At 70.1% G+C, this 23,914-nt stretch carries 23 protein-coding genes and 1 tRNA gene; 13 read left to right on the plus strand and 11 right to left on the minus strand.

What is annotated here, in order from left to right:
- Positions 1–78: 78 nt before the first annotated feature.
- A complete protein-coding gene (locus DFR41_RS16300) occupies positions 79–1,449 on the plus strand; it encodes a glycosyltransferase family protein (RefSeq protein ID WP_211322608.1) in 1,371 nt (456 codons plus the stop codon).
- 48 nt (positions 1,450–1,497) lie between these two features.
- On the opposite strand, the gene DFR41_RS16305 is transcribed toward DFR41_RS16300, so the two are convergent.
- Positions 1,498–2,379 (minus strand): LysR family transcriptional regulator, encoded by an 882-nt coding sequence (locus DFR41_RS16305; protein ID WP_114803479.1) that lies wholly within the window; start codon positions 2,377–2,379, stop codon positions 1,498–1,500.
- An 82-nt stretch (positions 2,380–2,461) separates the two neighbouring features.
- Between DFR41_RS16305 and DFR41_RS16310 the strand changes: the two genes are divergently transcribed.
- The 4 genes from DFR41_RS16310 to DFR41_RS16325 all read left to right on the plus strand — a co-directional run bounded on the left by DFR41_RS16310 (position 2,462) and on the right by DFR41_RS16325 (position 7,633).
- Complete coding sequence (locus DFR41_RS16310; protein ID WP_114803480.1) at positions 2,462–3,832, plus strand: acyclic terpene utilization AtuA family protein; 1,371 nt, start codon at positions 2,462–2,464, stop codon at positions 3,830–3,832.
- Between the two features lie 13 nt (positions 3,833–3,845).
- Positions 3,846–4,238 carry an AtuA-related protein gene (locus DFR41_RS16315; protein WP_114803481.1) on the plus strand — a complete coding sequence of 131 codons (393 nt, stop codon included), beginning with the start codon at positions 3,846–3,848 and terminating at the stop codon, positions 4,236–4,238.
- Positions 4,239–4,280: 42 nt separating this feature from the next.
- Positions 4,281–5,264: a Bug family tripartite tricarboxylate transporter substrate binding protein gene (locus DFR41_RS16320; protein WP_114803482.1), complete on the plus strand. Its 984-nt coding sequence runs from the start codon at positions 4,281–4,283 to the stop codon at positions 5,262–5,264.
- Between the two features lie 212 nt (positions 5,265–5,476).
- Positions 5,477–7,633, plus strand: coding sequence for an alpha/beta hydrolase domain-containing protein (locus DFR41_RS16325; protein WP_114803611.1), 2,157 nt, complete (start codon positions 5,477–5,479; stop codon positions 7,631–7,633).
- 52 nt (positions 7,634–7,685) lie between these two features.
- Here DFR41_RS16325 and DFR41_RS16330 read toward each other — a convergent pair whose 3' ends face one another.
- Positions 7,686–8,882, minus strand: coding sequence for a cation:proton antiporter (locus DFR41_RS16330; protein ID WP_211322609.1), 1,197 nt, complete (start codon positions 8,880–8,882; stop codon positions 7,686–7,688).
- Positions 8,883–9,005: 123 nt separating this feature from the next.
- Here DFR41_RS16330 and DFR41_RS16335 point away from each other — a divergent pair, with 123 nt between their 5' ends.
- The 3 genes from DFR41_RS16335 (at position 9,006) to DFR41_RS16345 (ending at position 12,026) form a co-directional block, all read left to right on the plus strand.
- Positions 9,006–9,950, plus strand: coding sequence for a hypothetical protein (locus tag DFR41_RS16335; RefSeq protein ID WP_114803484.1), 945 nt, complete (start codon positions 9,006–9,008; stop codon positions 9,948–9,950).
- Between the two features lie 139 nt (positions 9,951–10,089).
- Positions 10,090–11,841 carry an HD domain-containing phosphohydrolase gene (locus DFR41_RS28210; protein ID WP_114803485.1) on the plus strand — a complete coding sequence of 584 codons (1,752 nt, stop codon included), beginning with the start codon at positions 10,090–10,092 and terminating at the stop codon, positions 11,839–11,841.
- A 111-nt stretch (positions 11,842–11,952) separates the two neighbouring features.
- Positions 11,953–12,026, plus strand: a tRNA-Gly gene (locus DFR41_RS16345).
- A gap of 59 nt (positions 12,027–12,085) precedes the next feature.
- Here DFR41_RS16345 and DFR41_RS16350 read toward each other — a convergent pair.
- The gene (locus DFR41_RS16350; protein ID WP_043115300.1) at positions 12,086–13,609 is read right to left on the minus strand and encodes a tripartite tricarboxylate transporter permease; all 1,524 of its coding nucleotides are present in this window, start codon (positions 13,607–13,609) and stop codon (positions 12,086–12,088) included.
- Between the two features lie 9 nt (positions 13,610–13,618).
- A complete protein-coding gene (locus DFR41_RS16355) occupies positions 13,619–14,056 on the minus strand; it encodes a tripartite tricarboxylate transporter TctB family protein (RefSeq protein ID WP_017759619.1) in 438 nt (145 codons plus the stop codon).
- Positions 14,057–14,522: 466 nt separating this feature from the next.
- Between DFR41_RS16355 and DFR41_RS16360 the strand changes: the two genes are divergently transcribed.
- From DFR41_RS16360 to DFR41_RS16380, 5 genes are all read left to right on the plus strand, one after another.
- Positions 14,523–15,470: a GlxA family transcriptional regulator gene (locus tag DFR41_RS16360; protein WP_114803486.1), complete on the plus strand. Its 948-nt coding sequence runs from the start codon at positions 14,523–14,525 to the stop codon at positions 15,468–15,470.
- Between the two features lie 84 nt (positions 15,471–15,554).
- Entirely contained in the window at positions 15,555–16,370 is an 816-nt protein-coding gene (locus DFR41_RS16365; protein WP_114803487.1) for an alpha/beta fold hydrolase, read from the plus strand.
- A gap of 30 nt (positions 16,371–16,400) precedes the next feature.
- Positions 16,401–17,159, plus strand: a complete 759-nt coding sequence (locus DFR41_RS16370; RefSeq protein WP_114803488.1) for an SDR family oxidoreductase — start codon at positions 16,401–16,403, stop codon at positions 17,157–17,159.
- A 2-nt stretch (positions 17,160–17,161) separates the two neighbouring features.
- Positions 17,162–18,364 (plus strand): MFS transporter, encoded by a 1,203-nt coding sequence (locus DFR41_RS16375; RefSeq protein ID WP_114803489.1) that lies wholly within the window; start codon positions 17,162–17,164, stop codon positions 18,362–18,364.
- Positions 18,361–18,900 carry a carboxymuconolactone decarboxylase family protein gene (locus DFR41_RS16380; RefSeq protein WP_114803490.1) on the plus strand — a complete coding sequence of 180 codons (540 nt, stop codon included), beginning with the start codon at positions 18,361–18,363 and terminating at the stop codon, positions 18,898–18,900. The genes DFR41_RS16375 and DFR41_RS16380 overlap by 4 nt, the downstream gene beginning before the upstream one ends.
- Before the next feature lie 32 nt (positions 18,901–18,932).
- On the opposite strand, the gene DFR41_RS16385 is transcribed toward DFR41_RS16380, so the two are convergent.
- The 7 genes from DFR41_RS16385 to DFR41_RS16415 all read right to left on the minus strand — a co-directional run bounded on the left by DFR41_RS16385 (position 18,933) and on the right by DFR41_RS16415 (position 23,914).
- Entirely contained in the window at positions 18,933–19,442 is a 510-nt protein-coding gene (locus tag DFR41_RS16385; protein ID WP_114803491.1) for a hypothetical protein, read from the minus strand.
- The gene (locus DFR41_RS16390) at positions 19,439–19,762 is read right to left on the minus strand and encodes a (2Fe-2S) ferredoxin domain-containing protein (RefSeq protein WP_017757100.1); all 324 of its coding nucleotides are present in this window, start codon (positions 19,760–19,762) and stop codon (positions 19,439–19,441) included. Before DFR41_RS16390 ends, DFR41_RS16385 begins: the two co-directional genes overlap by 4 nt.
- A gap of 105 nt (positions 19,763–19,867) precedes the next feature.
- On the minus strand, positions 19,868–20,329 hold the full coding sequence (locus DFR41_RS16395; RefSeq protein WP_017757099.1) for a ferritin-like domain-containing protein: 462 nt from the start codon (positions 20,327–20,329) through the stop codon (positions 19,868–19,870).
- A complete protein-coding gene (locus tag DFR41_RS16400) occupies positions 20,329–20,628 on the minus strand; it encodes a ferredoxin family protein (RefSeq protein ID WP_114803492.1) in 300 nt (99 codons plus the stop codon). The genes DFR41_RS16395 and DFR41_RS16400 overlap by 1 nt, the downstream gene beginning before the upstream one ends.
- Positions 20,625–21,935: an FAD-dependent monooxygenase gene (locus DFR41_RS16405; RefSeq protein ID WP_114803493.1), complete on the minus strand. Its 1,311-nt coding sequence runs from the start codon at positions 21,933–21,935 to the stop codon at positions 20,625–20,627. Before DFR41_RS16405 ends, DFR41_RS16400 begins: the two co-directional genes overlap by 4 nt.
- A 21-nt stretch (positions 21,936–21,956) precedes the next feature.
- On the minus strand, positions 21,957–23,069 hold the full coding sequence (locus tag DFR41_RS16410; RefSeq protein ID WP_114803494.1) for an electron transfer flavoprotein subunit alpha/FixB family protein: 1,113 nt from the start codon (positions 23,067–23,069) through the stop codon (positions 21,957–21,959).
- Positions 23,066–23,914, minus strand: coding sequence for an electron transfer flavoprotein subunit beta/FixA family protein (locus tag DFR41_RS16415; RefSeq protein WP_114803495.1), 849 nt, complete (start codon positions 23,912–23,914; stop codon positions 23,066–23,068). The genes DFR41_RS16410 and DFR41_RS16415 overlap by 4 nt, the downstream gene beginning before the upstream one ends.

Genomic DNA, 23,914 nt, shown 5'->3' on the forward strand with positions numbered 1-23,914 from the left:
GCACCACCCAGCTGCCGCTTGGGGAGCCCCTGAGTCGATTTGTTATGTTCCGTGAAATATACACGACGGATTTTTGCAATGAGCCTCAGTCCTCCCGCGCCCCGCCGGGCGCTGCGCTACATCGGCCTTGGCGATACCAGCGGCTATGCCGTCGCGGCCGCGGCGCTGGTGCGCGCGCTGCGGGACGCGGGCACCGCCATCGCGTGGGAACCCATGCTGCCTGGTGGCGCGCTGGGCCTGGGCTATGCGCCGGCCGCCTCGCCGGAGGCCGGCCCGGAGGACCTCTGGCCCCTGCGCGACGACGCGCGCGACTGCGACATGGCCATCGTGCACTTCGTGCCCGAGTACTACCCGCACTTCATCGACCGCGAGCGCGCCCGCGGCACCCGCTGCGTGGTCGGCCACACGGTGTGGGAGACCGACCGGCTGCCGCGCCACTGGCCCGCGCTCATCAACCGGCTCGACGCCGTGATCGTGCCGACCGAGTGGAACCGCCAGGTGTTCCGCGACAGCGGCGTGACGATCCCGATCTGGGTGGTGCCGCACCTGCCCCGGCCCGCGCGCGCCGCGACGGCGGCGGATCGGGCGCGGCTTCTGCAGCGCCTGCCGCCGCTGCAGGGCCGGCGCATCTTCTACACGGTGTCGACCTGGCTGGAGCGCAAGTCCATCGGTCCGCTGGTGGACGCCTTCGCCGAGGCCTTCCGCCACGACGATCCGGTCGCGCTGGTCATCAAGACCACCGCGCACGACCTGGAGCGGGTGCGCCGCGATCCGGGCCACGAGGGCGAGAGCGTGCCGGTGCTGCCCCAGTTCGAGGCCATGGTGGGCCGCGCCGTGCTGCGCCATGGCCGCCTGCCGCCGCCCATCTGCCTGATCACGGACGAACTGCCCGATGCCGAGCTGCATGCCCTGCACGAACTGGGCGACTGCTTCGTCTCGCTGTGCCGGGCCGAAGGCTGGGGCCTGGGCGCCTTCGAGGCGGCGCAGGCCGGGCGGCCGGTGATCATCACCGGCTGGGGTGGGCCCACGGCCTTCCTGCGGCCGGATGCGGCCTATTTCGTCGAGAGCCGGCTGGTGCCCGTGCAGCCCGGCGAGGCCAATGGCAGCTACACGCCCGACCAGCACTGGGCCGAACCGGACATCGCCGCGGCCGTCGCCGCGCTGCGGGCCGTGGCGGCCGACCCCGCCGAGGCGGCGCGGCGCGGTGCCATGGCGGCCCGGCACATCCGGCACGCCATCGAACCGGCGGCGGTGGCCGGCGCGCTGTTGGAAGCGCTGGCCCGCTGCGAAGCGCGGGTCGAACCCGCGCCGGCCCCGGCTCCGGCCGATGCGCCGGCCTCCGTGGAAGCGGCGCAGCCGGCCATGGTGCCTCCGCCGCCAGCAAGCCTGCCCCGGCGTGCGCTGCGCCGGGCGCGGCGTGTTCTGCGGCGGCTGGTGGCGGGGCGGTGAAACCATCGGCCCGCCGCCTTCCGCGCAGCACGATCAGGGCGCTGGCGCTCAGGGCCGCCGCTGCCGGATCAGCGTCAGCAGCGCCTGCGCCGCCGGCGACAGCGACCGGTCCCGCCGCCGTACCAGGTAGACCTGCCGGCTGAGCCCGGGCAAGGGCAGCGGCCGGGTGTGCAGCCCGGCCTGCTGGAAGTGGAACAGCGTCAGCGTCGGCACCACGCTGATGCCCAGACCCGCGCGCACCATGCCCATCACGGTGGCCAATTGCTCCACCTCCATCAGCGTGCGCAGCGGTTGCGGATGCAGAGCCGCCTCCAGGTACTGCCGCACGCTGCTCGTGCGCGCCAGGTGGATGAAGGGCCAGTCGCCCAGGTCGGCGGCGGTGAGCTTGCGGCGCCGCACCAGCGGATGATCGTCGCGGCAGACCAGGTGGAATTCATCGCTGCAGAAGGGCTCGGCCTGCAGCTGGGGCGTGTCGGCGCGGATGGCGGCCAGCGCGAAGTCGGCGCTGCCGCCGGCCACCCGCTCGATGCAGGGCTCGGAAAGCACGTCCGCGATCTCCAGCACGATGCCGGGATGGGCCTCGCGGAATTCGGCCAGCACCTGCGGCAGCCAGCCGGCGGCCAGCGAGGGCAGCAGCGCCAGCGAGACGCGCCCGCGCCGCAGCTGGGCGCTGTCGCGTGCGGCGTCGAGCGCTGCGTCGATCTCGGCGCGGATGCGCTCGGCCGCCGCCATGAAATTGCGGCCCTCGTCAGTCAGCGCCACATGCCGCGTGCTGCGGTCGAACAGGCGCAGCCCCAGGCCATCCTCCAGCGTGCGGATCAGCGCGCTGAAGGCCGGCTGCGACAGGTGGCACTGCTCCGCCGCGCGGGTGAAGTGGCGCTCGGTGGCCAGGGCCAGGAAGGCATCGAGCTGGCGGCTGCTCAGATTCATTGGTAATGCGGATGAATTGATCCTGACAATCTATTTCACAGAATAACGCGTCGACCCTAGAGTGCCGGCGCAGGAGACACGCATGGCACTGAAGGAACGACTGCTGATCGGCTGCGCCGCCGGCTTCTCGGGCGACCGGGTGGACGCCGCCGCGCCCGTGGTGCGCGAGCTGATCGCCCGCGGCCAGCCCGCCGTGCTGATCTTCGAGACCCTGGCGGAGCGCACCCTGGCGCTGGCCCAGCTGGCCCGCCGCGACAACCCCGATGCCGGCTTCGAGCCGCTGCTGGACGAGCTGCTGCGGCCCGTGCTGGCCGACTGCCTGGCCCATGGCATCCGCATCGTCAGCAACTTCGGCGCCGCCAATCCGCATGGCGCCGCACGGCGCATCCAGCAGCTGGCGCGCGGGCTCGGCCTGCGCGCGCCCCGCATCGCCGTCGTGCATGGTGACGACCTGTCCGGGCCCGAGCACCACGACCTGCTGGCCCAGTGCCTGGGCGCCGCCATGCCTGCCGAGCCACCGGTCAGCGCCAACGCCTACATCGGTGCCGAGGCCATCGCCAACGCGCTGCGTGCGGGCGCGGACATCGTCGTCGCCGGTCGCGTGGCCGACCCGGCGCTGGCCCTGGGCCCGGCGTTGGCGCATTACGGCTGGGCCCTGGACGACTGGGACCGCCTGGCGGGCGCGACCATGGCCGGGCACCTGCTGGAGTGCGGCGCACAGGTGACCGGCGGCTACTTCGCCGACCCCGGCTACAAGGACGTGCCGGGCCTGGCCGAGCTGGGCTACCCCATCGCCGAGATCGAGGCCGACGGCAGCTGCACCCTGTTCAAGCCCGAAGGCACCGGCGGCCGGCTGGATCTGCACACCGTCAAGGAACAGCTGCTCTACGAGCTGCACGACCCCGGCGCCTACCTGACGCCCGACGTGGTGGCCGACATCCGCGAGGCGGAGGTGCTGCAGACGGCCGATGGCGTGCGGCTGCAGGGTGTGCGCGGCCATGCGCGGCCGGCCACGCTCAAGGTCAATGTGTGCCATGCCACCGGCTGGTTCGCCGAGGGCGAGATCAGCTATGCCGGCGCCCGGGCCCTGGGCCGCGCGCGGCTGGCCGGTGACGTGCTGCGCGAGCGCCTGCGCGATGCCGGCCCGCTGCGTGTGGACCTGATCGGCGCCTGCAGCATCTTCGGCGACGACGAGGGCCGGGCACTGGCCGCCGTGCTCGACCAGGCCACCACCTCAACGCAGGACGCGCTGCGCGACATCCGCCTGAGGGTCGCCATCCAGCACACCGATGCGGACGTCGCCCGCCGCCTGGTGCGGGAGGTGACGGCCCTGTACTGCTGCGGCCCGGCCGGCGGCGGTGGCGTGCGCACGGGCATGCGACCGCGCCTGGGCACGGTCTCCTGCCTGGTGCCGCGCGAGGCGGTGAACACCGGCTACTTCATGGTCGACTGACCGGAGCTGCGACATGACTGCCACCCCGCTTCTCGACGTCGGCCCGGACCCGATCATCGTCCCCCTGCACCGGCTGGCCCACGGCCGCACCGGCGACAAGGGCAACCGCTCCAACATCAGCGTGATCGCCTGGCATGCGGACCTGTGGCCGCTGCTGGTCGACCAGGTGACGGAAGAAGCCGTTGGCGCGCTGTTCGCCCATCGCCGGCCCAGCCGCGTCACGCGCCACCTGCTGCCGAAGCTCCAGGCCATGAACTTCGTGCTCGACGACGTGCTCGACGGCGGCGTCAACGACGCCCTCAACCTCGACAGCCATGGCAAGGCGCTGTCGTACCTGCTGCTCGACCTGCCGGTGCGGGTGCCTGCCGCGCTGCGCGGGCACCTGGCCGGCCCACCCATCGACTGACGACCATCCTTCATCCACCCCCGACCCGAGGAGACAACAGACATGAACCGATTCCCGCCCCTGCACCGACGCACCTGGCTGGCCGCCGCCCTGGCCGCCGCCGCCACGCTGCCCGGCCTGGCGCAGGCCCAGACCTATCCGGCCAAGCCGGTCACCTTCGTCGTGCCCTTCGCGGCCGGCAGTGCCACCGACCAACTGGCGCGGGCGCTCGGCCAGTCCTTCACCGAGCAGACCGGCCAGTCGGTGGTGGTGGACAACCGCGCCGGCGCCAGCGGCATGATCGCGGCGCAGTACGTGGCCAAGGCGGCGGCCGACGGCTACATGGTGCTGATCACCACCAACACCACGCACGCGGCCAACGAGCACCTCTACCGCAAGCTCCCCTATGACCCGGTGAAGGACTTCGCGCCCATCACCGGCCTGGGCAAGGGCGGACAGGTGCTGGTGGTCAACGCCAGTGCGCCCTACAAGAACGTCGGCGAGCTGCTGGCCGCCGCGAAGAAGAACCCCGGCAAGCTCAGCTTCGGCAGCGGCAGCTCGTCCAGCCGCGTGGCGGGCGAGATGCTCAAGCAGATGGCGCAGGTGGACATCCTGCATGTGCCCTACAAGAGCAACCCGCTGGCCATCACCGACCTGCTGGGCGGGCAGATCGACATGATGATCACCGACACCTCCACCGGCGTGCCGCAGATCAAGGCCGGCAAGCTGCGGGCGCTGGGCTATTCCACGCAGAAGCGCAGCACCCAACTGCCCGACGTGCCCACGCTGGACGAGGCGGGCGTCAAGGGCTACGACATGGGCTACTGGTTCGCGGCCTACGCGCCGGCCGGCACGCCCGCACCGGTGGTCGCGAAGCTGAACGAGGTGCTGGGCAAGGCCACGAAGAGCGCCGCCGCCAAGAGCTTCTTCGATGGCGCCGGCTCCGAGGCCTGGACCACGACGCCCGATGAGCTGGCCAAGTTCCAGGCCGGCGAGACGCGCAAATGGGGCCAGGTGATCAAGGCGGCAGGCATCGAGGCCGAATAGCCGCCCGCACCGGTGGTGGGCCGCGCGCGCCGCGTGCCCCCGTTCCGGTCCATTCCCTCCACCCTGCGGGCACGGCCCGCGCCTTCCATTCATCCGTCGACGACCGGAGGAGGGCGTTCGTCCGCGTGGCCCCAGGCCCCTGTTCCTGCACCACAACGATGGAGACAACCATGAGAGAGCTTTGCATCACCCGGCGCCCCGTGCGCCATGCCATGGGTGCCTGCAGCCTGGGCGCGACCCTGCTGCTGGCAGCGTGCGGCGGTTCCGGCGGCAGCGGCTTCGTGCCCGTCGCGGCGGCACCGGCCCCCGCGCCGGCGCCCAGCCCGGCGCCGGCACCCGCCCCGGCTCAGCCGCAGATGCGCCTGACCATCACCGCCACCGAGGATTTCCCCGGCAGCTACGGCAGCGTCGGCGCCTACGAGAAGCTCACGGGCACGCTGCAGGGCGAGCTGGACCCGAAGGATCCGCACAACGCCGTCATTCAGGACCTGGCCCTCGCCCCGGTCAACGCACGGGGGTTGGTCGACTACAGCGCGGACTTCGTCTTGCTCAAGCCCAAGGACATGACCAAGGCCAACGGCCTGCTGCGCTATGACGCGCCCAACCGCGGCAACATGCTCACGCTGCTCAATCCGACGGCCACGCCCGGCGATGCCGTCTACCTGCAGCGCGGCTATACGGTGCTGTACTCGGCCTGGCAGGGCGACGTGCCCAAGAGCAGCCCGGCCCGCCTCACGGCCACCGTGCCCGTGGCCCGCAACCCGGACGGCAGCAGCATCACCGGCCCCTACCGCACCGAGCTCGTGCCCAGCGCCGCCACGCCGTCCATGACGCTGCCGGGCGGTGTCTTCAACGGCACCATGATCCCCTACGAGCCGGCCAGCCTGGACAACACGCAGCCGGGCTATTCGCTTACCCGCCGGCGCAACGAGACCGACCCGCGCGAGCCCATCTCGCCGTCCCAGTGGAAGTTCGCCACCTGCGACATGGCCACGCCCTTCCCGGGCACGGCCAGCCCCACCAGCGTGTGCCTTGCCGGCGGCTTCGACCCGCAGTACCTGTACGAGCTGGTCTACGTCGCCAAGGACCCGAAGGTCATGGGCGTGGGCCTGGCGGCATTGCGCGACACGGTCAGCTTCTTTCGCAAGCGCAGCACGGACGATTTCGGCCGTGCCAATCCGGTCGCTGGCCGGTTGACGCATGCCATCGGCCAGGGCACCTCGCAGTCGGGCAATGCCATGAAGACCTTCCTGCACCTGGGCTTCAACCAGGCACTGGACGGCAGCAAGGTGTTCGACGGCATCTATGCCCACGTGGCGGCGCGGCAGACGAACATCAACACCCGCTTTGCGGTGCCGGGCGGCGGCGGCGGCCTGCGCACCGACCACACGGCCTTCGGCCAGACCGCCCCCCGCGGTCTGGCGGCCGACTACAGCGACGAGCTGGCCGGCCGCAGCGGCGGCGTCATGCGTCGCTGCAACGCCACGGGTACCTGCCCCAAGTTCTTCCTGGGCCTGTCAGGCACCGAGTTCTGGCAGTTGCAGGGATCGCCGGTGCTCACCGACACCTATGGTCTTCGCGACCTGGCCCAGCCCGACAACGCCCGCATCTACTACTACGCCAGCACACAGCACGGCGGCGCGGGCGGCACGGCCAGCATCAGCTATGCGCCCACGCGCAACGTGTACCCGGCGGGCACGGTGGTGCACTTCAACGACACCTTCCGCGCGCTCTTCGTGGCGCTGGAAGACTGGGTGATGCGCGGTACCACGCCGCCCGCGAGCCGCGTGCCCCGCATCGACGACGGCACGCTGGTGCGGCCGGCGCAGCTGGCCTTCCCGACGATGCGCGGCCTGAGCTGGAACGTCGGCGCCACGCCGACGGCAATCCCCGACTTCAACTACCTGGCACGCTACAACGACTTCCCGCTGCTGGACTTCGGCCCGCAGTACGTGCCGCAGGACGAGAGCGGCATCGCCACGCTGCAGCCGCCGCGCTATCAGGGCCGCAGCTACGCCATCCTGGTGCCGCAAGTGGATGCGTCCACTGGCCTCACGCGGGCCGGCATCCGCGCGGTGGAGGCGCAGGTACCGCTGGGCACCAGCCTGGAGTTCAACTACGTCGCCACGCCGGGCATCGTCGACCTGTCCAACCTCACGGGCAGCTACATCCCCTTCCACAAGACGCGTGCGGCGCGGCTGGCGGCCGGCGACGGGCGTCCTTCGCTGGAGGAGCTTTATGGCGACCAGGCTGGCTATGTGGCGGCCGTGCGTGCCGCTGCCCAGTCGCTGGTGGGCGAGCGACTGCTGCTGCAAGCCGACGCCGACGCGCTGATCGCCCGCGCCCAGGCGAGCGCCGTGCTGCCCTGACGCCTCGCGTGACTGGCGCGCCGCCTTGCGGGCGCGCCGGCCCCGGGGGCCGTCAGCGCTCCCCAGTCGCCTGAGCCATGCGTCGCAGCCGCGGCGTGACCATGGGCACGGTCAGCATGGTGCTGGCCACGGCCATCAGCAGCAGGGCGGTGAAGGTGGCATTGGTGATGATGGCCTTGTCCAGCAACACGTTGGCAAAGATGATCATGATCAGCGCCTTGGTCTGCAGCAGCCAGCCGATCAGCATGCCTTCGCCGCGGGCCCAGCCCAGGATGCGGCCAGCGAGGCCAAGGCCGGCCAGCTTGCCGGCCACCGATGCTGCGAGCAGCAGGGCGGCGGCACCGAAAACGGCGAAGCCGCCCACCTGCCAGCTGGTGCGCAGCCCCGTGCTCAGGAAGAACACCGGCATGATCACGAGCAGCACATGGTGGCGAAGCAGGTCCATGTGGTCCTGGTCGAACCAGTCGCCGTCCATCACCACGCCAGCGATGAAGGCGCCCACCATGTAGTGCAGGCCCGACCAGTCGGCGCCCAGACCGCAGGCTGCCAGCCAGATCAGGCCCAGGTACCAGCGGTCGCGCTCGGGCACGCGACGCATCAGCCGCCGGAACAGCACCGAGGCGACGGCAAACACCAGCAGAAAGCCCACCTGCCGGCCGACGCGCTCCCAGTCGGTCAGGATCACGGCCAGCACACCCCAGATGGCGATGTCGTCCAGGCTGGCGTAGCGCAGGATGCGCTGGCCCAGCGGCTGGCGCAGGATCGCGAGCTTCTCCATCAGCAGTATCAGGATCGGCAGGGCCGTCACCGCACAGGCCATGCCGATGCCCAGCACGAACTGCCAGTGGTGCGCCTTCGCGCCCATCCAGCCGGGCTGTGTCAGCAGCACCAGCGCCGCGGCGCTGCCCAGCAGCAGCGGCACGCCCAGCGCCAGGCCGGCGGTCACGCTGCTTTCGCCGCGGTGCGTCCAGGCCTTGCGCAGGTCCAGCTCGATGCCGGCGATCCACACGAAGAGCATCACGGCCCACTGCGCCACGCCGTTGAGCGACTGGATGACCGGCGCGCTGAACACGAACTGGTAATAGTCGGGAAAGGCCGCGCCTAGCACGCCCGGGCCCAGCAGGATGCCCATGATGATCTGCACCACGACCAGCGGCGCGAAGTAGTCGGTGCGTCCCAGCCGCCACAGCAGGTAGGGCAGGGAGAAGACGATCAGCATCGCGATCAGGAAGACTTCGGAGACGGTCATCGGCATTCGGGGTGTGGGAAGGCCGCGGCAGTGTGACATGGCCCCGGATCGGCCGAAGGGCGTAGGACGTCCCCAACACCGCACCCGCGGCCAGGGTTGCCGGCTTGGGGTTAGCCTTGGTGCATGTCCGCCCTTCCCCTGATGAATGCCGCGCGGGCGGCGCCCCTGCCTTCCAACCCGCCTCCGCCCGCGCCGGGACAGCCGCCGGCCTCGCCGCCGATCATCATTCCGCCGCCGGCCGGTGACCCGCCGCCGGACGAGCTGCCCGTCACCGATCCGCCTGCAGCGCCGCCTGTGGGCGACCCACCCCGCCCCGTGGCGGCGCTGAGCCGCGTGCACATGCGCCGCCTGCGCGAGGTCTACCGCTCGGCCGGCTGGCCCTGCTGCGATGCCATCGAAGTGGACCTGCTGGCGGCCGGGCTGCTGGAGCGCGTGCGCTCCGCCCTTGGCCACGAGACCGTGCGCCTGAGCGATAGCGGCCTGGCGCAGCTGGCCGGCGCCCTGGCCGGCAACCGCGGCGCCATGTCGGCCCATGAGGCGCTCGTCGAGCAGGTGGCGCGCGAGATGACCCGTGGCGGCCGCATCGCCTGGCGCGGCCTGAGCCTGCGGGCCCGCCTGGCGCCGCTGGAGCCCGACGGCCCCGCCCGCTGGTGCATCGCCCGGCCCGATGTCTTCTCGATCCGCAACACCACCGTCGAGGCCTACGCCCATCCCGTCGTGCACGAGGTCAAGGTCAGCCGCGCCGACCTGCTGGGCGATCTGCGCCGCCCCGACAAGCGCGCCGCCTACCTCGACCTGGGCGGCGAGTGCTGGTACGTGCTTGGCAACGATGCCCGCGGCCGACCCATCGGCGGACCGGAGGACGTGCCTGCCGAATGCGGCGTGATGCTGCTGGAGGGGACGCGCCTCACGGTCGCCCGAGCCGCCGTGCACCGTCCGGTGGAGCGTCTGCCCTTCGGCGTGTGGATGGCGCTGGCCAAGGCACAGCCGGTCGCCGGCTTCGATGACGAGGCGCAGCAGTGGCTGATGGGCGCCGAAACCGAAGCGGATCGGGCTATGACACGATAGACTGCAAATAATTGTTAATAGAGCGTCGGGGCGCTCGGGTCGGGACCGCGACGGGGACCGGTCCGCCAGACCCCCGATGTTCGTCGTCCGGGGATCGCCGCGGCGTGATCGCGTGCGAATGTCCTGACGCTGTGCCTCCATGATTTCAAGTCTTGAATCTGCGCGGCCCCACCATTGGGAGGCCCTGCGCCGCGACCTTCGGGCGGGCGAGTGGACCTTGCCCGAGGCCGGCACGCCGTCTGTGCAGCCGGGGGGCGAACTGCCCTTCGTCTTTCGCCGCGGCAACGAGATCGCCGTGACTGCAGGCCGCTGGGGCCTGGTCACGCGCGAGACGCTGCGTGCCGGCTTGCCGTCCGCGCTGCGCGCACGCACGGCTTTGATCCGCGACGACGAACTGGGCAAGCTGCCGGTGCGCAGCGCCTGGCAGGGTGCCCAGCAGTGCCTGGTGCCCGTGGCGGCCCTGCATGTGCCCGACCACCGCAACCCCGAGGGCGAGCCGTGGCTCACCCGCATCGCGCGCCGGGATGACGGCCCGCTGTACCTGGCCGGCCTGTGGAACAGCTGGGCCGACGAAAACGGCGTGCGCCGCCTGAGCGTGGGCCTGCTCACGGTCGACGCCGCGGGCCATCCGCTGATGGGCAACTACGGCCCGCCGGGCAAGCCGCGCCGCATGCCCGTTGTCCTTCCCCGCGGCCTGGGCCGGGCCTGGCTCCTGGCGCAGGGCGAGGAGCGCGCGGCCTTCCTGCGGCCGTTGCCAGCCGCACAGCTGAGCGCCATCTGTGTGGAGAAGAGTGCCGACGCCCAGGCCGAGCCGGTCGTGCCTGCCACCTTGCCGCCGACGCCCGACGTGCGCCGCCAGAGCCTGCTGCTGGTGGACGACGAACCCAGCAACCTGCAGCTGCTGCGCCTGTCGCTGCAGGCCGACTACCACCTCATCTTCGCGACCGAGGGCGGGCGTGCCATCGAGCTGGCGCGCGAACGCCGGCCCGACCTGATCCTGCTGGACCTGATGATGCCGGGCGTGGATGGCTACGCCGTGTGCGAGGCGCTGAAGGCCGACCCGGGCACCGCGCACATCCCCATCGTCTTCTGCACCGCCGTGCACGACGGCGACGCCGAGGCCAAGGCGCTGCGTCTGGGCGCGGCCGACTACATCACCAAGCCCTTCTATCCGCATGTGGTGGCGGCGCGCGTGCGCACGCACCTGGCGGCGCTGGGCATGCTGGCCGCGCAGCAGTCCAGCCTGCGCCAGTTGCAGCGCCTGTGCGATGCGGCCGCCATGCGGGCCAACGTGAGCACGTCGCACATTCAGCGCATGAGCCAGACCGCGCACGAGATCGCGCTGGAGGCGGGCGCCCGCGCCGACTGGTGCGCCATGCTGCAGAGCTCGGCCCCGCTGCACGACCTGGGCATCGTGGCCGTGCCCGATGCGGTGCTGCGCAAGCCCGGTCCGCTGGATGCGGACGAATGGACCGTGATGCGTGCCCATCCGCTGCTGGGCGCCCAGCTCATCGGCGACGACCCGTCGGACGTGCTGGGCATGGCCCGCGACATCGCGCTGTGCCACCACGAGCGCTGGGACGGCACCGGCTATCCGTCGGGCCTGGCGGGCGAGCAGATTCCGCTGGCGGCGCGCATCGTCGCCATTGCCGACAGCTTCGACGCCATGACCTCGCCGCGCCCCTATCGCGAGGCCTTGAGCGAAGAGGCGGCCGTGGCCCAGATCCGCGCCGGTGCCGGCGCGGCCTTCGAGCCTCGGCTGGTCGACGCCTTCCTGCGCGCGCTGCCGCGCATCCTGCGCATGCGCCAGCGCTGGGTGCGCGAGGTGGAAGGCCTGGCCGGCGCGGCGCAGCCGGCGGTCGAGAACGAGGCCGTGGACGAGCGCCGCTGAGGGCGCGAGGGGTGCGGCGCCGGGGGGAAGGGCGCAACCCCGGTGCTACACTCCCGCGCTGTCTTTGCCGGAGCAGGCGAGACAGCCTCCAGGCCCTCCGCGGGCCGCCAGGCGGGTGTAGTTCAATGGCAGAACGGCAGCTTCCCAAGCTTCATACGAGGGTTCGATTCCCTTCACCCGCTCCACTCCCCTCAGGTCTTCTCTATCCCGCCGCCACGATGCGGCAGCCAAGCCGCCGCTTGCATCACGCCGCGGCTTCCGCGAGGTCCAGCTTCCGCTTTTCCGCGATGGACTTGCGGACGGTGCTCCAGATGGTCCAGACGAGCATGAGCGCGGTCACCGCCAGCAGGCTGGCGCTGATGGGCCGTTCGATGAACACCATGGGATCGCCGCGGGACAGCAGCATCGTGCGCCGCAGGTTTTCTTCCAGCATCGGGCCCAGGATGTAGCCCAGCAGGAGAGGTGCGGGCTCGAACTTCAGAACCATCAGCGCGTAGCCCATCACCCCCAGCACGGCCACCATGTAGATGTCGAATTCGTTGCTGTTGACGCTGTAGACGCCCAACGCCACGAACACGAGGATCGCCGGATACATCCACGCGAAGGGAATTCGCAGCAACGCGACCCAGATGCCGATGGTGGGCAGGTTGAGGATCACCAGCATGATGTTGCCGATCGCGAAACTCACCACCAGGCCCCAGAAGAGCGCGGGCTGCTCGCTGATCAGCAAGGGCCCCGGCTGGATGCCGTGAATGATCAGGGCGCCCAGCATCACCGCCATGACGGCGTCGCCGGGAATGCCCAGTGAAAGCGACGGCACGAACGCGGTCTGCGCCGCGGCGTTGTTCGCCGATTCGGGGGCGCTGACGCCGGCGATGGCGCCCTTGCCGAATTTGCGAGCGTCGCGTGCCACCCGCTTTTCGATGGCATAGGACATGAATGCCGCGATCGAAGGGCCGACCCCGGGAAGCGCACCCAGGGCGGAACCGAGGGCGGAGCCGCGCAGCATGGGCGCGACGCTTTCACGGAACTCGGCGCGCGAGGGAACCATGGACCGCATCGTGACGGGCTCGGGCTTGCGTTCCATGTCGGGGGAATTGATGCATCGCACCACCTCGGCGACGCCGAACAGTCCCATGGCCAACGCTACAAGGTTGATGCCGTCGGTGAGTTCGATGATGCCGAAGTCGAAGCGCGAGACGCCCGAATTCACATCCGTCCCCACCATGCCGAGCAGGAGGCCCAGCACCACCATCGCCAGGCCCTTGGCCGCCGATCCGATGCTCATGGAAGAAGCCGCCACCAGCCCGAGCACCATCATGGAAAAGAATTCGGCGGGGCCGAATTTCAATCCGATTTCGGCAATGGCCGGCGAAAAAAGCACCAGCAATACCAACCCGGTCATCGCGCCCACCAGCGAGGCGATGGTCGTGATGAACAAGGCCAGGCCGGCGCGCCCTTTCTGCGCCATGGGATAACCGTCCAGGCAGGTCACCGCCGAAGAGGGCGTACCGGGAAGATTGAGCAGAATGGCCGCTGTCGAGCCCCCGTATTGCGCGCCGTAATAGACGCCCGCCAGCATGATGATCGCGGCGGTCGGTTCAATATGGTAGGTAATGGGCAGCAGGAGCGAAATGGCCGCCAGTGCGCCGATGCCTGGCAGCACGCCGACGACGGTGCCCAGCAATACGCCGAAAAAGCAATACGCCAGCGTCATCGGCTCCATGGCAACCTGGAGCCCGAGAAGAAGATTGTTTGCGAGATCCATGACGCTGCTTCACCAGGGGAACGTGCGAACGTTCATCTGCAGACCGAACACGAAGATCCCCACAGTCAATGCAGACACCGCGGCGGAGATCACCAATTTCTGTCGCACCGAGGTGCGCGCCGGCACCAGGGCCACCATCGAGGCCGCAAACGCGGCGACCAGCACGCCTGCGGCCTGCAGGAGTGCGGCGAACAGGACCAGGCAGGCGGTGGCCGTGGCCAGGTTCCGCCATTGCACCCTGATGGGGTTGCCTTGCCGCCACCAGGCCGGCAGCGCCACCAGCAGGCCGAGCACGGCCAGCAGCCAGCCCAGCACGATGGGGAAATACCCAGGGCCCATGCGGGCGGCCGTTCCCATGGTGTAGCGGCTGGCGTACAGGCCAAAAAATACGCCGACGACCGTCAGTGCAATACCGCCGATCAGGTCGTGCGTGTCTCTGTGTTTCATGAATTTCCTTGTCTCCGCCATTGCAACCGCACAATGCCGGCCCCCGCGGGGTGGTCGGGAAATGGTAGGGGGGAAACTCACGCCTTTCCATGAACAGAGCATTGCGATTCGGTAATTTTCGGATCAAGATAAAAATGTTCGAGTATTACGGGAGCGTCGAATTTATTCCCAAATTCCTCGGGTGAACTGGGCCCTTGCTTTTTCAAAGGCAGAGCACGCTGCGGTCGCGGCGAGTTGCCCATCAGAAGAAGTCGCCGGTCGAATCGAAAGAGGTGGCAGTCGCAGACTCGTGTCGACGCGGGGCATCTGCCGCCCGCCATCGCCATTCGTCGCGGTTGCCGTTGAAGATGACGCGCACGCAGCAACGTCCCGCGGCCCCGTCGTCTCCAGTTCCCCACGCCAGCGCCTTGCTGTAAGCTCGACAGATGGCTGGAAATTACTTTTCCGGCATTTCAGGAGTCGCACCATGCGCCAAGTCGGTCTGATCCTCGAAGACGGTTTCCAACTCATGGGCTTGGCGGCACTGGCCGCCTTCGAACTGGCCAATGCCGAGCTCGGCGCGGCGGGCTATCGGCTCACGGTGTTGTCCGAGCACGGCGGCACCGTGCGCTCGTCGATGAACGCGGGCATCGAGACCGTCCCCTTCGGCGTGATGCCCGACACGCTCATGGCGGCGGGTGAACTGGTGCCTTCCGACATCTCGCCGGGACTGCGCGAATTCGTGGCGCGTGCCGGTCAGGAGGCGCGGCGCGTGGCCGGCGTTTGCACCGGTGCCTTCGTGCTGGCGCAGGCGGGCCTGCTCGACGGCCGCGCGGCCACCACGCACTGGGCGCATGCCCGCGACCTGCAGCAGCGCTTTCCCAAGGTGCGCGTGGACGAGGACCGCATCTTCATCCGCGACGGACCGATCTGGACCTCGGCCGGCATGTCGTCGGCCATCGACCTCACGCTGGCGCTGATCGAGGACGACCACGGCCCCGCGCTGTCGCGTTCGGTGGCGCGCAAGATGGTCGTCTACCACCGCCGGCCGGGCGGCCAGTCCCAGTTCTCGGCCATGCTCGAACTGGAGCCGCGCTCCGACCGCGTCCGGCGTGCCCTGACGCATGCGCGCGAGCACCTGCGCAATCCGCTGTCGGTCGAGGAACTGGCCGATGCCGCCAGCCTGTCGCCCCGCCAGTTCAGCCGGCTGTTCCGTGAAGAGACGGGCCAGTCGCCGGCCAAGGCGGTCGAGATGCTGCGGCTGGAGGCCGCGCGCGTCATGCTCGAAGAAGGACGCCATCCGCTGGACGTGGTTGCGCGCGACACCGGATTCGCCGACCGCGATCGCATGCGTCGCGCCTTCCTGCGCCATTACGGACAGCCGCCCACGGGCCTGAAGCGCAGCCTGCGCCTGATGGAGGAAGAGGCGGCGTGATGTCCTGAATTGCCGTTTCTGCGTCATTCGAGTCGTCCGACCAAGGCCTAAGCTCAAGGCCTTCATCGCACAAGGGCGAACGACATGACCTCCGCAACGCGCAATCACTGGCTGCCGACGAGCCGCGGACGCCTGGCCATCCGTGAAGACGGGCCGCAGGGCGGCATCCCGCTGGTGCTGCTGCAGCGCTTCCGCGGCACCCTGGACGACTGGGACCCGGCCTTCATCCAGGCCATCGCGGCGGAGCGCCGCGTGATCCGCTTCGACAGCGCCGGCATCGGCCGCTCCGAGGGCCGGGTGCCCGACAGCATCGCCGGCATGGCCGCGGTGGCGGCCGAGGTGATCGTGGCACTGGGGCTGCCGCAGGCCGACGTGCTCGGCTGGTCGCTGGGCGGCGTGGTGGCGCAGCAACTGGCGCTCGATGCGCCGCACCTGGTGCGTCGGCTGGTGGTGGCGGGGTCGAGCCCCGGTGGCATCACCGACGGGCCGCAGCCCCATCGCCGCGTGCCGCAGGTGATGACGCGCGGCGTCAACGACGCGCCCGACTTCCTCTTCCTGTTCTATCCCGAGACCGAGACGGCCGTGGCCGCCGGCAAGGCCTCGCTCGCGCGCATCGCCGCCCAGGCCGACATCGGCCCGGCCGTCACGGCCGAGGCCTTCATGGCGCAGGTCAAGGCCATCTCGGCCTGGCCCGGCGTACTGCACCGCGCGCGGGAGCTGCGCCTGCCGATGCTCGTGGCCAATGGCGCCCATGACGTGATGCTGCCGGCCTACCGCTCGTACGTGCTGTCGCAGCAGGCGCCCGACGCCAGGCTGGTGCTCTACCCGGATGCGGGCCATGCCTTCCTGTTCCAGGAGATCGAGGACTTCGCGGCCCAGCTCGACCTGTTCCTCGCCTGATCCCCCCTCATTCATCGAAAGGACTTCACCATGCAAATGACCGGCAACACGATCTTCATCACCGGCGGCACCTCCGGCATCGGCCGTGCACTGGCCGAGCAGTTCCACCGCCTGGGCAACAAGGTGATCATCGCGGGCCGCCGCCAGGCGCTGCTCGACGAAGTGGCCCGGGCCAACCCCGGCATCGAGGGCGTGGCGCTCGACATCGAGAACCCGGCCGACATCGACCGCGTGGCCGCGCAGCTGATCCGCGACTACCCGACGCTGAACGTGCTGATCAACAACGCGGGCATCATGCCCTTCGACGATCCCTCGGGCCGGATCGACGATGTCGTCTCGCGCCGCATCCTGGACACCAACCTGCTCGGGCCGATCCGCCTGACCTCGGCGCTGATCGAGCACCTCAAGGCCCAGCCGCGCGCCACCATCATCCACAACACCTCGGTGCTGGCCTATGTGCCCATCGCCACCAACGCGGTCTATTCGGCCTCGAAGGCGGCGCTGCATTCCTACGCGCTGTCGCAGCGCTTCATGCTCAAGGGCAGCACCGTCACCGTGCAGGAGATCGCCCCGCCCTGGGTGGACACCGACCTCATCAAGAAGAGCGGCGACCCCCGCGCCATGCCGCTGGACGCGTTCATCGCCGAGACGATGAAGGGCCTGGCGACCGAGGCGCCCGAGGTCTTCGTCGAGGCGATCCGCGCCCTGCGCGACAACCCCGGCGTGGCCGAGCATGCGCTGGTGGATGGCTTCAACGCCGAGATCGCCGCCAACCCGATTCCGGTGTAGCCATGCGTGCCCTCGTTCCGGCCAGCTTCCTGGCCCTCGGCACCTTCGCCATCGGCACCGAGGGCTTCATGATCGCGCCCTTGCTGCCGGTCATGGCGCAGGACTTCGGCCTGCCGATCACGCGCGTGGCGCTGCTGGTGGTGGTGTTCACGCTGGTGCTGGCCCTGTCCTCGCCCGTGAGCACGGTGGCCACCGGCCGACTGCGGCGCAAGCCGGTGCTGCTGCTGGCCATGTCGCTGTTCGCAGTAGGCAATGTGCTGGCCGCGTTGTCCTCGTCCTTCGCGCTGCTGCTCGTCGCACGGGTGCTGATGGCGGTGGCGGCCGGGCTCTACGTGCCCGCGGCCAATGGCCTGGCCGGCGTGATCGTGCCGCCCGAGAAGCGCGGGCGGGCGCTGGCCATCGTCAGTGCCGGACAGACGCTCGCCATCGCGCTGGGCCTGCCGCTGGGCGGGCTCATCGGCCACGCCTTCGGCTGGCGGGCCACCTTCCTGCTGGTGGGCGGCATGAGCACGGTCGCCATCGTGGGCATCCTGCTCGGCATCGGCGCGCAGGCCGGGCAGGGCCTGGCGGTGGCAAGCCTGCGTGAGCGGCTCGCGGTGGTGCGCCAGGCGCCGGTGCTGCGGCTGCTGGGCGTCAGCCTGGCCTGGGCCTTCGGCGCCTTCGCCGCCTATCCCTACGTGGCCGAATACCTGGCCGCCGTGCTCGGCTTCGGCCCGGTGGCGATCACGGCCACGGTGTCGCTGTGGGGCCTGTGCGCGGCGGCCGGTGTGATGACCGGCGGCATCCTCAACGACCGCTTCGGGGCGGACCGGGTGGTGCGGGGCTCGCTCGCGCTGCTGGCGCTGGCCTTCGCGGTGCTGGCCGTGGCCACGCTGCTGCCGCGACCGATGGCCCTGCTGCCGGTGCTGGCGGCGATCAGCCTGTGGGGCTTCACCGTCTGGTCCTTCTTCCCGGCGCAGATGTCGCGGCTCATCGGTGCCGGTGGCCCGGCGCAGGCGCCGGTGGCGCTGGCCCTCAACACCTCGACCATGTACTTCGGCTTCTCGGCCGGCAGCGCCATCGGCGCCGCCGTGCTGGGCGCCGGCGCGGTCTGGGGCATCGGGGCGGTGGCGGCGACGGCCGAAGTCCTTGCCCTGGGCTTGAACACCGCGCTTCGGCGTCCATCCCGATTCGTCAACCCCCCTGGAAAGGAATGCTCCCCATGACTGCCCGTATCGAAACCCCCGCCGCCGCCGCGGCCACAGGCGACACCGCCGAACTGTTTGCCGGCATCCGCAAGGCGGTGGGCCGCGTGCCCAATGCCTATGCGGCCATCGGTGCGCTCAACACACCGGCCCTGCAGGCGATCCTTTCGGCCGACGCGGTGCTCGCCCGCGGCACCCTGTCGGCGCCGGACCGCGAGACGGTCAAGCTCGTGGTGAGCGCGCTGGCGGGCTGCGACTATTGCGTCGCGGCCCACAGCCTGGCGGCCAAGGCGGCCGGACTGCCGGTGGACACGGTGCGTGCGATCCGCGCCCTCGCGCCCACCGGCGACGCCCGCCGCGATGCGCTGGTGCGTTTCGTCCGCGCGCTGCACGAACAGCCGGGCACGCTGCCGGCCGAGGCGTTCGAGGCCTTCCGCGCCGCCGGCTTTGCCGACGCCGCCGTGGTGGACGTCGCGCTGGCCGTGGCGGTCATCACCTTCACCAACGTCTTCAACCGCGTCAACGACACGGTGGTCGACTTCCCGGAGCTGAAGTGAGTCGCCCGCGCGCCACCTGCTCGTAGGTGTTGTCAGCAACCCGACGTCGTCGGTCGCACACCGACATCGTGCTGCGCGAGCAACTGGGCGACGACGCTGGCGCCCATGTGGTCGGCAGGGTCCAGCAGGCGCAGGTGCTCCAGCCGTTCGGCGACCTGCGCCGGCTCGCCGCGCCGCAGGAGGATGAAGGCCTGGGCCTTCAGTGTGAACAGCCAGAAGCGCGCGGCGCCCGGTTGCAGGAAGTCCGCCATGCCGGGCCGCACCTGCCGCCAGTCCGAAGGCAGGCCGGCGACCGCGGCCGCGGCGCTGAGCCCGCGCTCCGCGGCGCGCTGCGCCTGCGCCAGTTCGCCCTGGCCGGCATGCAGCTTGTAGAGCAGGTAGTACACGGGCAGCGCCTGCGGCGAGGCCAGCACGGCGGTCCAGAGCGCCACGGCCGCTTCCTCGCGCGGCTTGCTGCGCGCTTCGTCCACCAGGTGCCGCACGGCCGGCGGCACCTCGCCGCCGAAGAAGGCGTCGGCCTCCTCGCCGGTGAAGAGGTTCACCAGACCGCCTCGGCCGCGCGCAGCCGTTCGACCGGCTCGCCCTTTTCGAGGTGGCTGTCGAAGATCTCCTGCACGTCCTCCGGTGTCACGCGGCTGTAGAGCACGGCCTCGGGGTACACCAGCACGTTCACGCCCTGGTCGCAGGGGCCCATGCAGCCGGAATAGGTGATGGCCACCTTCTCATAGGCCTGGCGCTTCTGCAGCTCGGCCCAGAAGGCCTGCAGCACGGCGGTCGAGCCCTTGGCGCCGCAGGAGCCGCGCGGATGCTGCGGCGGGCGGTTCTGAGTGCAGACGAAGACATGTCGTTCGGGGCGGGCCATGCGGGCCTCCTGTTGGTCGTGGGATGGAAGGAAAGGCCGCCGCGGCGCCAGCGCTGCGCGTGGCAGCACTTGCCGTTGCAAGGCAGCGTGGGAGCGACGTGTCCGTCAGGCGGTCGCGATGTGCGCGATCCAGCGCTGCAGCTCGCAGACGTGGCCGGCCTCTTCGCTGGCGAACTCGCGCGCCATGCGCACGACCTCGGAGTCGTTGGCGGCGTCGGCCACGCCCTCGTAGAAGGCGGTGCCGGCGCGTTCGCCCTCGAGCGCGATCTCCAGCGCGGCCGGCACGTCGATCAGGCCGTCGATGCCGTGCCAGCTGGCAGCCTCGGGGCTGTCGCCGCCGGGCCACTGGAAGTCGGCCGGCGCCAGCACGGGCAGCTCGCGGAAGCCGCCGCGCTCCATGGCCTCGTTCAGGTGCAGGCGCGAGAAGTGCGCCATGCGCTCGAAGAGCTTGCGCACCTCGTCGTTGCCGGCGGTGCGCATCACCTGGGCCAGGTCCTCGTAGCGGCGCGCGGCGTCGCGCTCCAGCGTGATGGCGTGGACCAGGAAGGTCTCGATGTCGTCGATCATCAGCCGAACTTGAAGAGGATGCCGTGGCCGCCGCGGGGGTATTCCCACTCCACGTTGGCGTGCTCGCTGCAGATGATCCGGCAGCTGCCGCATTCGAGGCAGCCGTCGGTGATCAGCGTCACCCGCCCATTGCCCTCGGCCTTGTAGCAGGAGGCCGGGCACACGAAGGTGCAGCTCTGCGAGCGGCATTCGTTGGTGCAGACCTCGCTGTCCTTGATGCGGATGTGCGGACGGCCCGCGTCCACGCGGTAGCGGTTCTGGAAGAGCTTCTCTTCCACGTTGACGGCAATGGCGTTCATCGGAAGGCTCTCCAGAGTTTGTAGGCGTCGCCCATCAGGCCGCTCCAGCGGCGGGTCTTGCGGAAGCTGGCGAAGATCTCGCGCTCCTTGGTCTTCTTGTCCACACCGTCCACGGTGATCATGGTGCGGGCCGCCTGCGCGACGAGGTCGGGGTAGGTGGTGAAGAACTGCGGGTTCCTGTGCAGCACGCCGGGCATGTCGCGGTACTTGTGCAGGTCCTTCATCACGAAGGAGTCGTCCAGCGCGGTCTTGTAGGCCTTCAGGCGCTCGGCCCGGTAGCCCTGGCCCGCGGCCTTGGCGGCGATCACGGTCTCGGCGGCCAGCCGGCCCGTGGTCATGGCCAGGTTGGAGCCCTCGCGGTGCGCCGCGTTGACGAAGCCGCCCGAGTCGCCCACGATCATCCAGCCGTTGCCGTAGACCTGCGGGATGGCGTGGAAGCCGCCTTCGGGGATCAGGTGCGCGCAGTACTCCTTCATCTCGCCGCCCTCGATCAGCGGCGCGATGGCGGGATGGCGCTTCATCTGCTCCAGCAGCACGTAGGGGCTGGTGCGGCTGGGGTTGGCCTTGAAGTCGCCCAGCATGCAGCCCACGCCGATGGTCAGCGACTCCTTGTTGGTGTAGAGGAAGCCGGTGCCCATCATCCCATCGGTGATGCGGCCCACCATCTCGATGACCGCGCCCGACTCCTCGCCGATGTTGAAGCGTTGGCGGATGGTCTCTTCGGGCATGAAGAGGATCTCCTTGACCGCCAGGGCCACGTTGCCGGCCTGGATCTCGCCATGGAAGCCCGCCTTGCGCGCCAGCGTGGAGTTGACGCCGTCGGCCAGGATCACCACGTCGGCATACACGTCGCCGGCCTCGCGGTCGCACTGCACGCCCACCACCTGGTCGCCGTCCATGATGAGCTGCTGGACGGTGGTCTCGCAGATCAGCAGCGCGCCGGCCTCGCGCACCTTCGCGCTGAACCACTTGTCGAACTGCGCGCGGATGATGGTGTAGCGGTTGTAGGGCGGCTTGTCGTAGTCGCTGCTGCGCACATGCGTACCGACGAAGCTGGTGTCGTCCAGCACCCACAGGCGCTGTTCGATGATGTGGCGCTCCAGCGGCGCGTCCTCGCGGAAGTCGGGAATGATCTGTTCCAGCGCATTGGCGTACAGGATGGCACCCTGCACGTTCTTGCTGCCGGGGTATTCCCCGCGCTCGATCTGCAGCACCTTCAGGCCGGCCTTGGCCAGCGTGTAGGCGGCTGCGTTGCCGGACGGGCCGGCACCGACGACGATGGCGTCGAACTGGGATGGCTTTCTCATGGGGCGTGCTCCTCGGGGGTGTCAGGCGACCAGGCGCCGGCGCTTGCCCAGGTGCTCGGCGAAGGCGGCCGTGAGCGCGGGCAGCACCTGCAGCGCGTTGCCCACGATGCCGTAGTGCGCAAAGTCGAAGATGGGCGCGTTGGGGTCGGTGTTGATGGCGACGATCACGTCCGAGCTCTCCATGCCCACCCGGTGCTGGATGGCGCCGGAGATGCCCGCCGCGATGTAGAGCTTGGGCCGCACCGTCTTGCCGGTCTGGCCCACCTGGCGGTCGGCCTCGACCCAGCCGGCCTGCACGCAGGGGCGGGTGGCGCCCACCTCGCCGCCAAGCACGCGGGCCAGCTCGAACACGAGCTTGAAGTTCTCGGGGTTCTTCAGGCCCTTGCCGCCGCTGACGATGACGTCGGCGTAGGGCAGGTTGATCTGGTTGCTGGTTGCATCGGGCAGGAAGTCCAGCAGCTTGGTGACGATGCTGCTTTCCACCATGCCCAGCGTTTCCTGCACCACCTCGCCGCTGCGGCCTTCCTCGGCACGCGGCATGGCCATCACGCGCGGGCGCACGGTGGCCATCTGCGGCCGGTAGGCCAGCGTCATGATCGTGCACAGCAGCGAGCCGCCGAAAGTGGGCCGCGTGGCCGCCAGGGCGCGTGAGGTCGGGTCGATGTTCAGCTCGGTGCAGTCCGCCGTCAGGCCGGTCAGCAGCGTGGTGGCCACCGAGCCCGCCAGGTCGCGGCCCATGGAAGTGGCACCCAGCAGCAGGATCTCGGGCTGGTACTTGTTGACCAGGTCCGTCAGGCCCTTGGTGAAGGGCTCGTTGCGGTAGCCCAGCAGCACCGGGTCGTGGACGATGTAGGCCTTGTCGGCGCCGTAGCCGAAGGCCTCGGCGGCGAAGGCTTCCAGCTTCTCGTCGGGACCGCCCAGGATGGCGACGCCCACGCTGCTGCCCAGCTTGTCGGCGAGCTTGCGGGCCTCGCCCAGCAGCTCCCACGAGACGCTGTGCACATGGCCGCGGTCGTGCTCGATGAACACCCAGACGCCCTTGTAGGCCTTCAGGTGCTCGGGCAGCTCCAGGTTGCGCCCGCGCCCGGCGGGGCGCTTGGCGGCAGGCGTGGCGGGGGTGGCGGCGGCGTTCATGCGTCTTCCTTCATCGCGAGGTCGGCTTCCAGTGTGGGATGCCGGGTGAAGATCTTCTGCAGCAGGTTCAGCGAGACGTCGCGCAGGCTGGAGTCCTCCAGCGCCAGCATCTCGGCCTTCTCGCTGCGCGGCGTCGGACCGAAGACCTTGCTGACCACGGTGGGCGAGCCCTTGAGGCCGATCTTGTCGAGGTCCTCGATGCCGGCCTGTTCCTTGTTCCACTTGCGCACCGGATAGCCGGCGGCGTGGATCATGGCCGGCAGCGAGGCGAAGCGCAGCTCGTTGGTGTTCTCCAGCATGGTGATCAGGCAGGGCAGGGCGGTGCGCAGCTGCTGCACGCCGCCTTCGGCCCGGCGCTCGACGGTGATGGTGCGGCCGTCCAGGTCGGTCTCGACGATGCGCGAGACGTAGGTCAGCAGCTGCAGGCCCATCCGCTTGGCGATGCCGGGGCCCACCTGGGCCGTGTCGCCGTCGATGGTCTGCTTGCCGGTGAAGACAATGTCCACCGCCTGTTCGCGGCCGATCTGCCGGATGCCGGCCGCCAGCGCGTACGAGGTGGCCAGCGTGTCGGCCCCGGCGAAGGCGCGGTCGGTCACCAGCACCGCGTCGTCGGCACCGTAGCTGATGCACTTGCGCAGCGCCTCCTCGGCCTGCGGCGGGCCCATGCACAGCACGGTGACCTTGCCGCCGAACCGGTCCTTGAGCCGCAGCGCCTCTTCGAGCGAGAACAGGTCGTAGGGGTTGACGATGGCCGGCACCCCCTGGCGCATGATGGTGTTGGTCACCGGATGGACGCGGATCTGCGCCGAGTCCGGCACCTGCTTGATGCAGACGACGATGTGCAT

Source organism: Pseudacidovorax intermedius (assembly GCF_003350475.1).
In the GTDB taxonomy this organism is placed as follows: Bacteria; Pseudomonadota; Gammaproteobacteria; order Burkholderiales; family Burkholderiaceae_C; genus Xenophilus; species Xenophilus intermedius.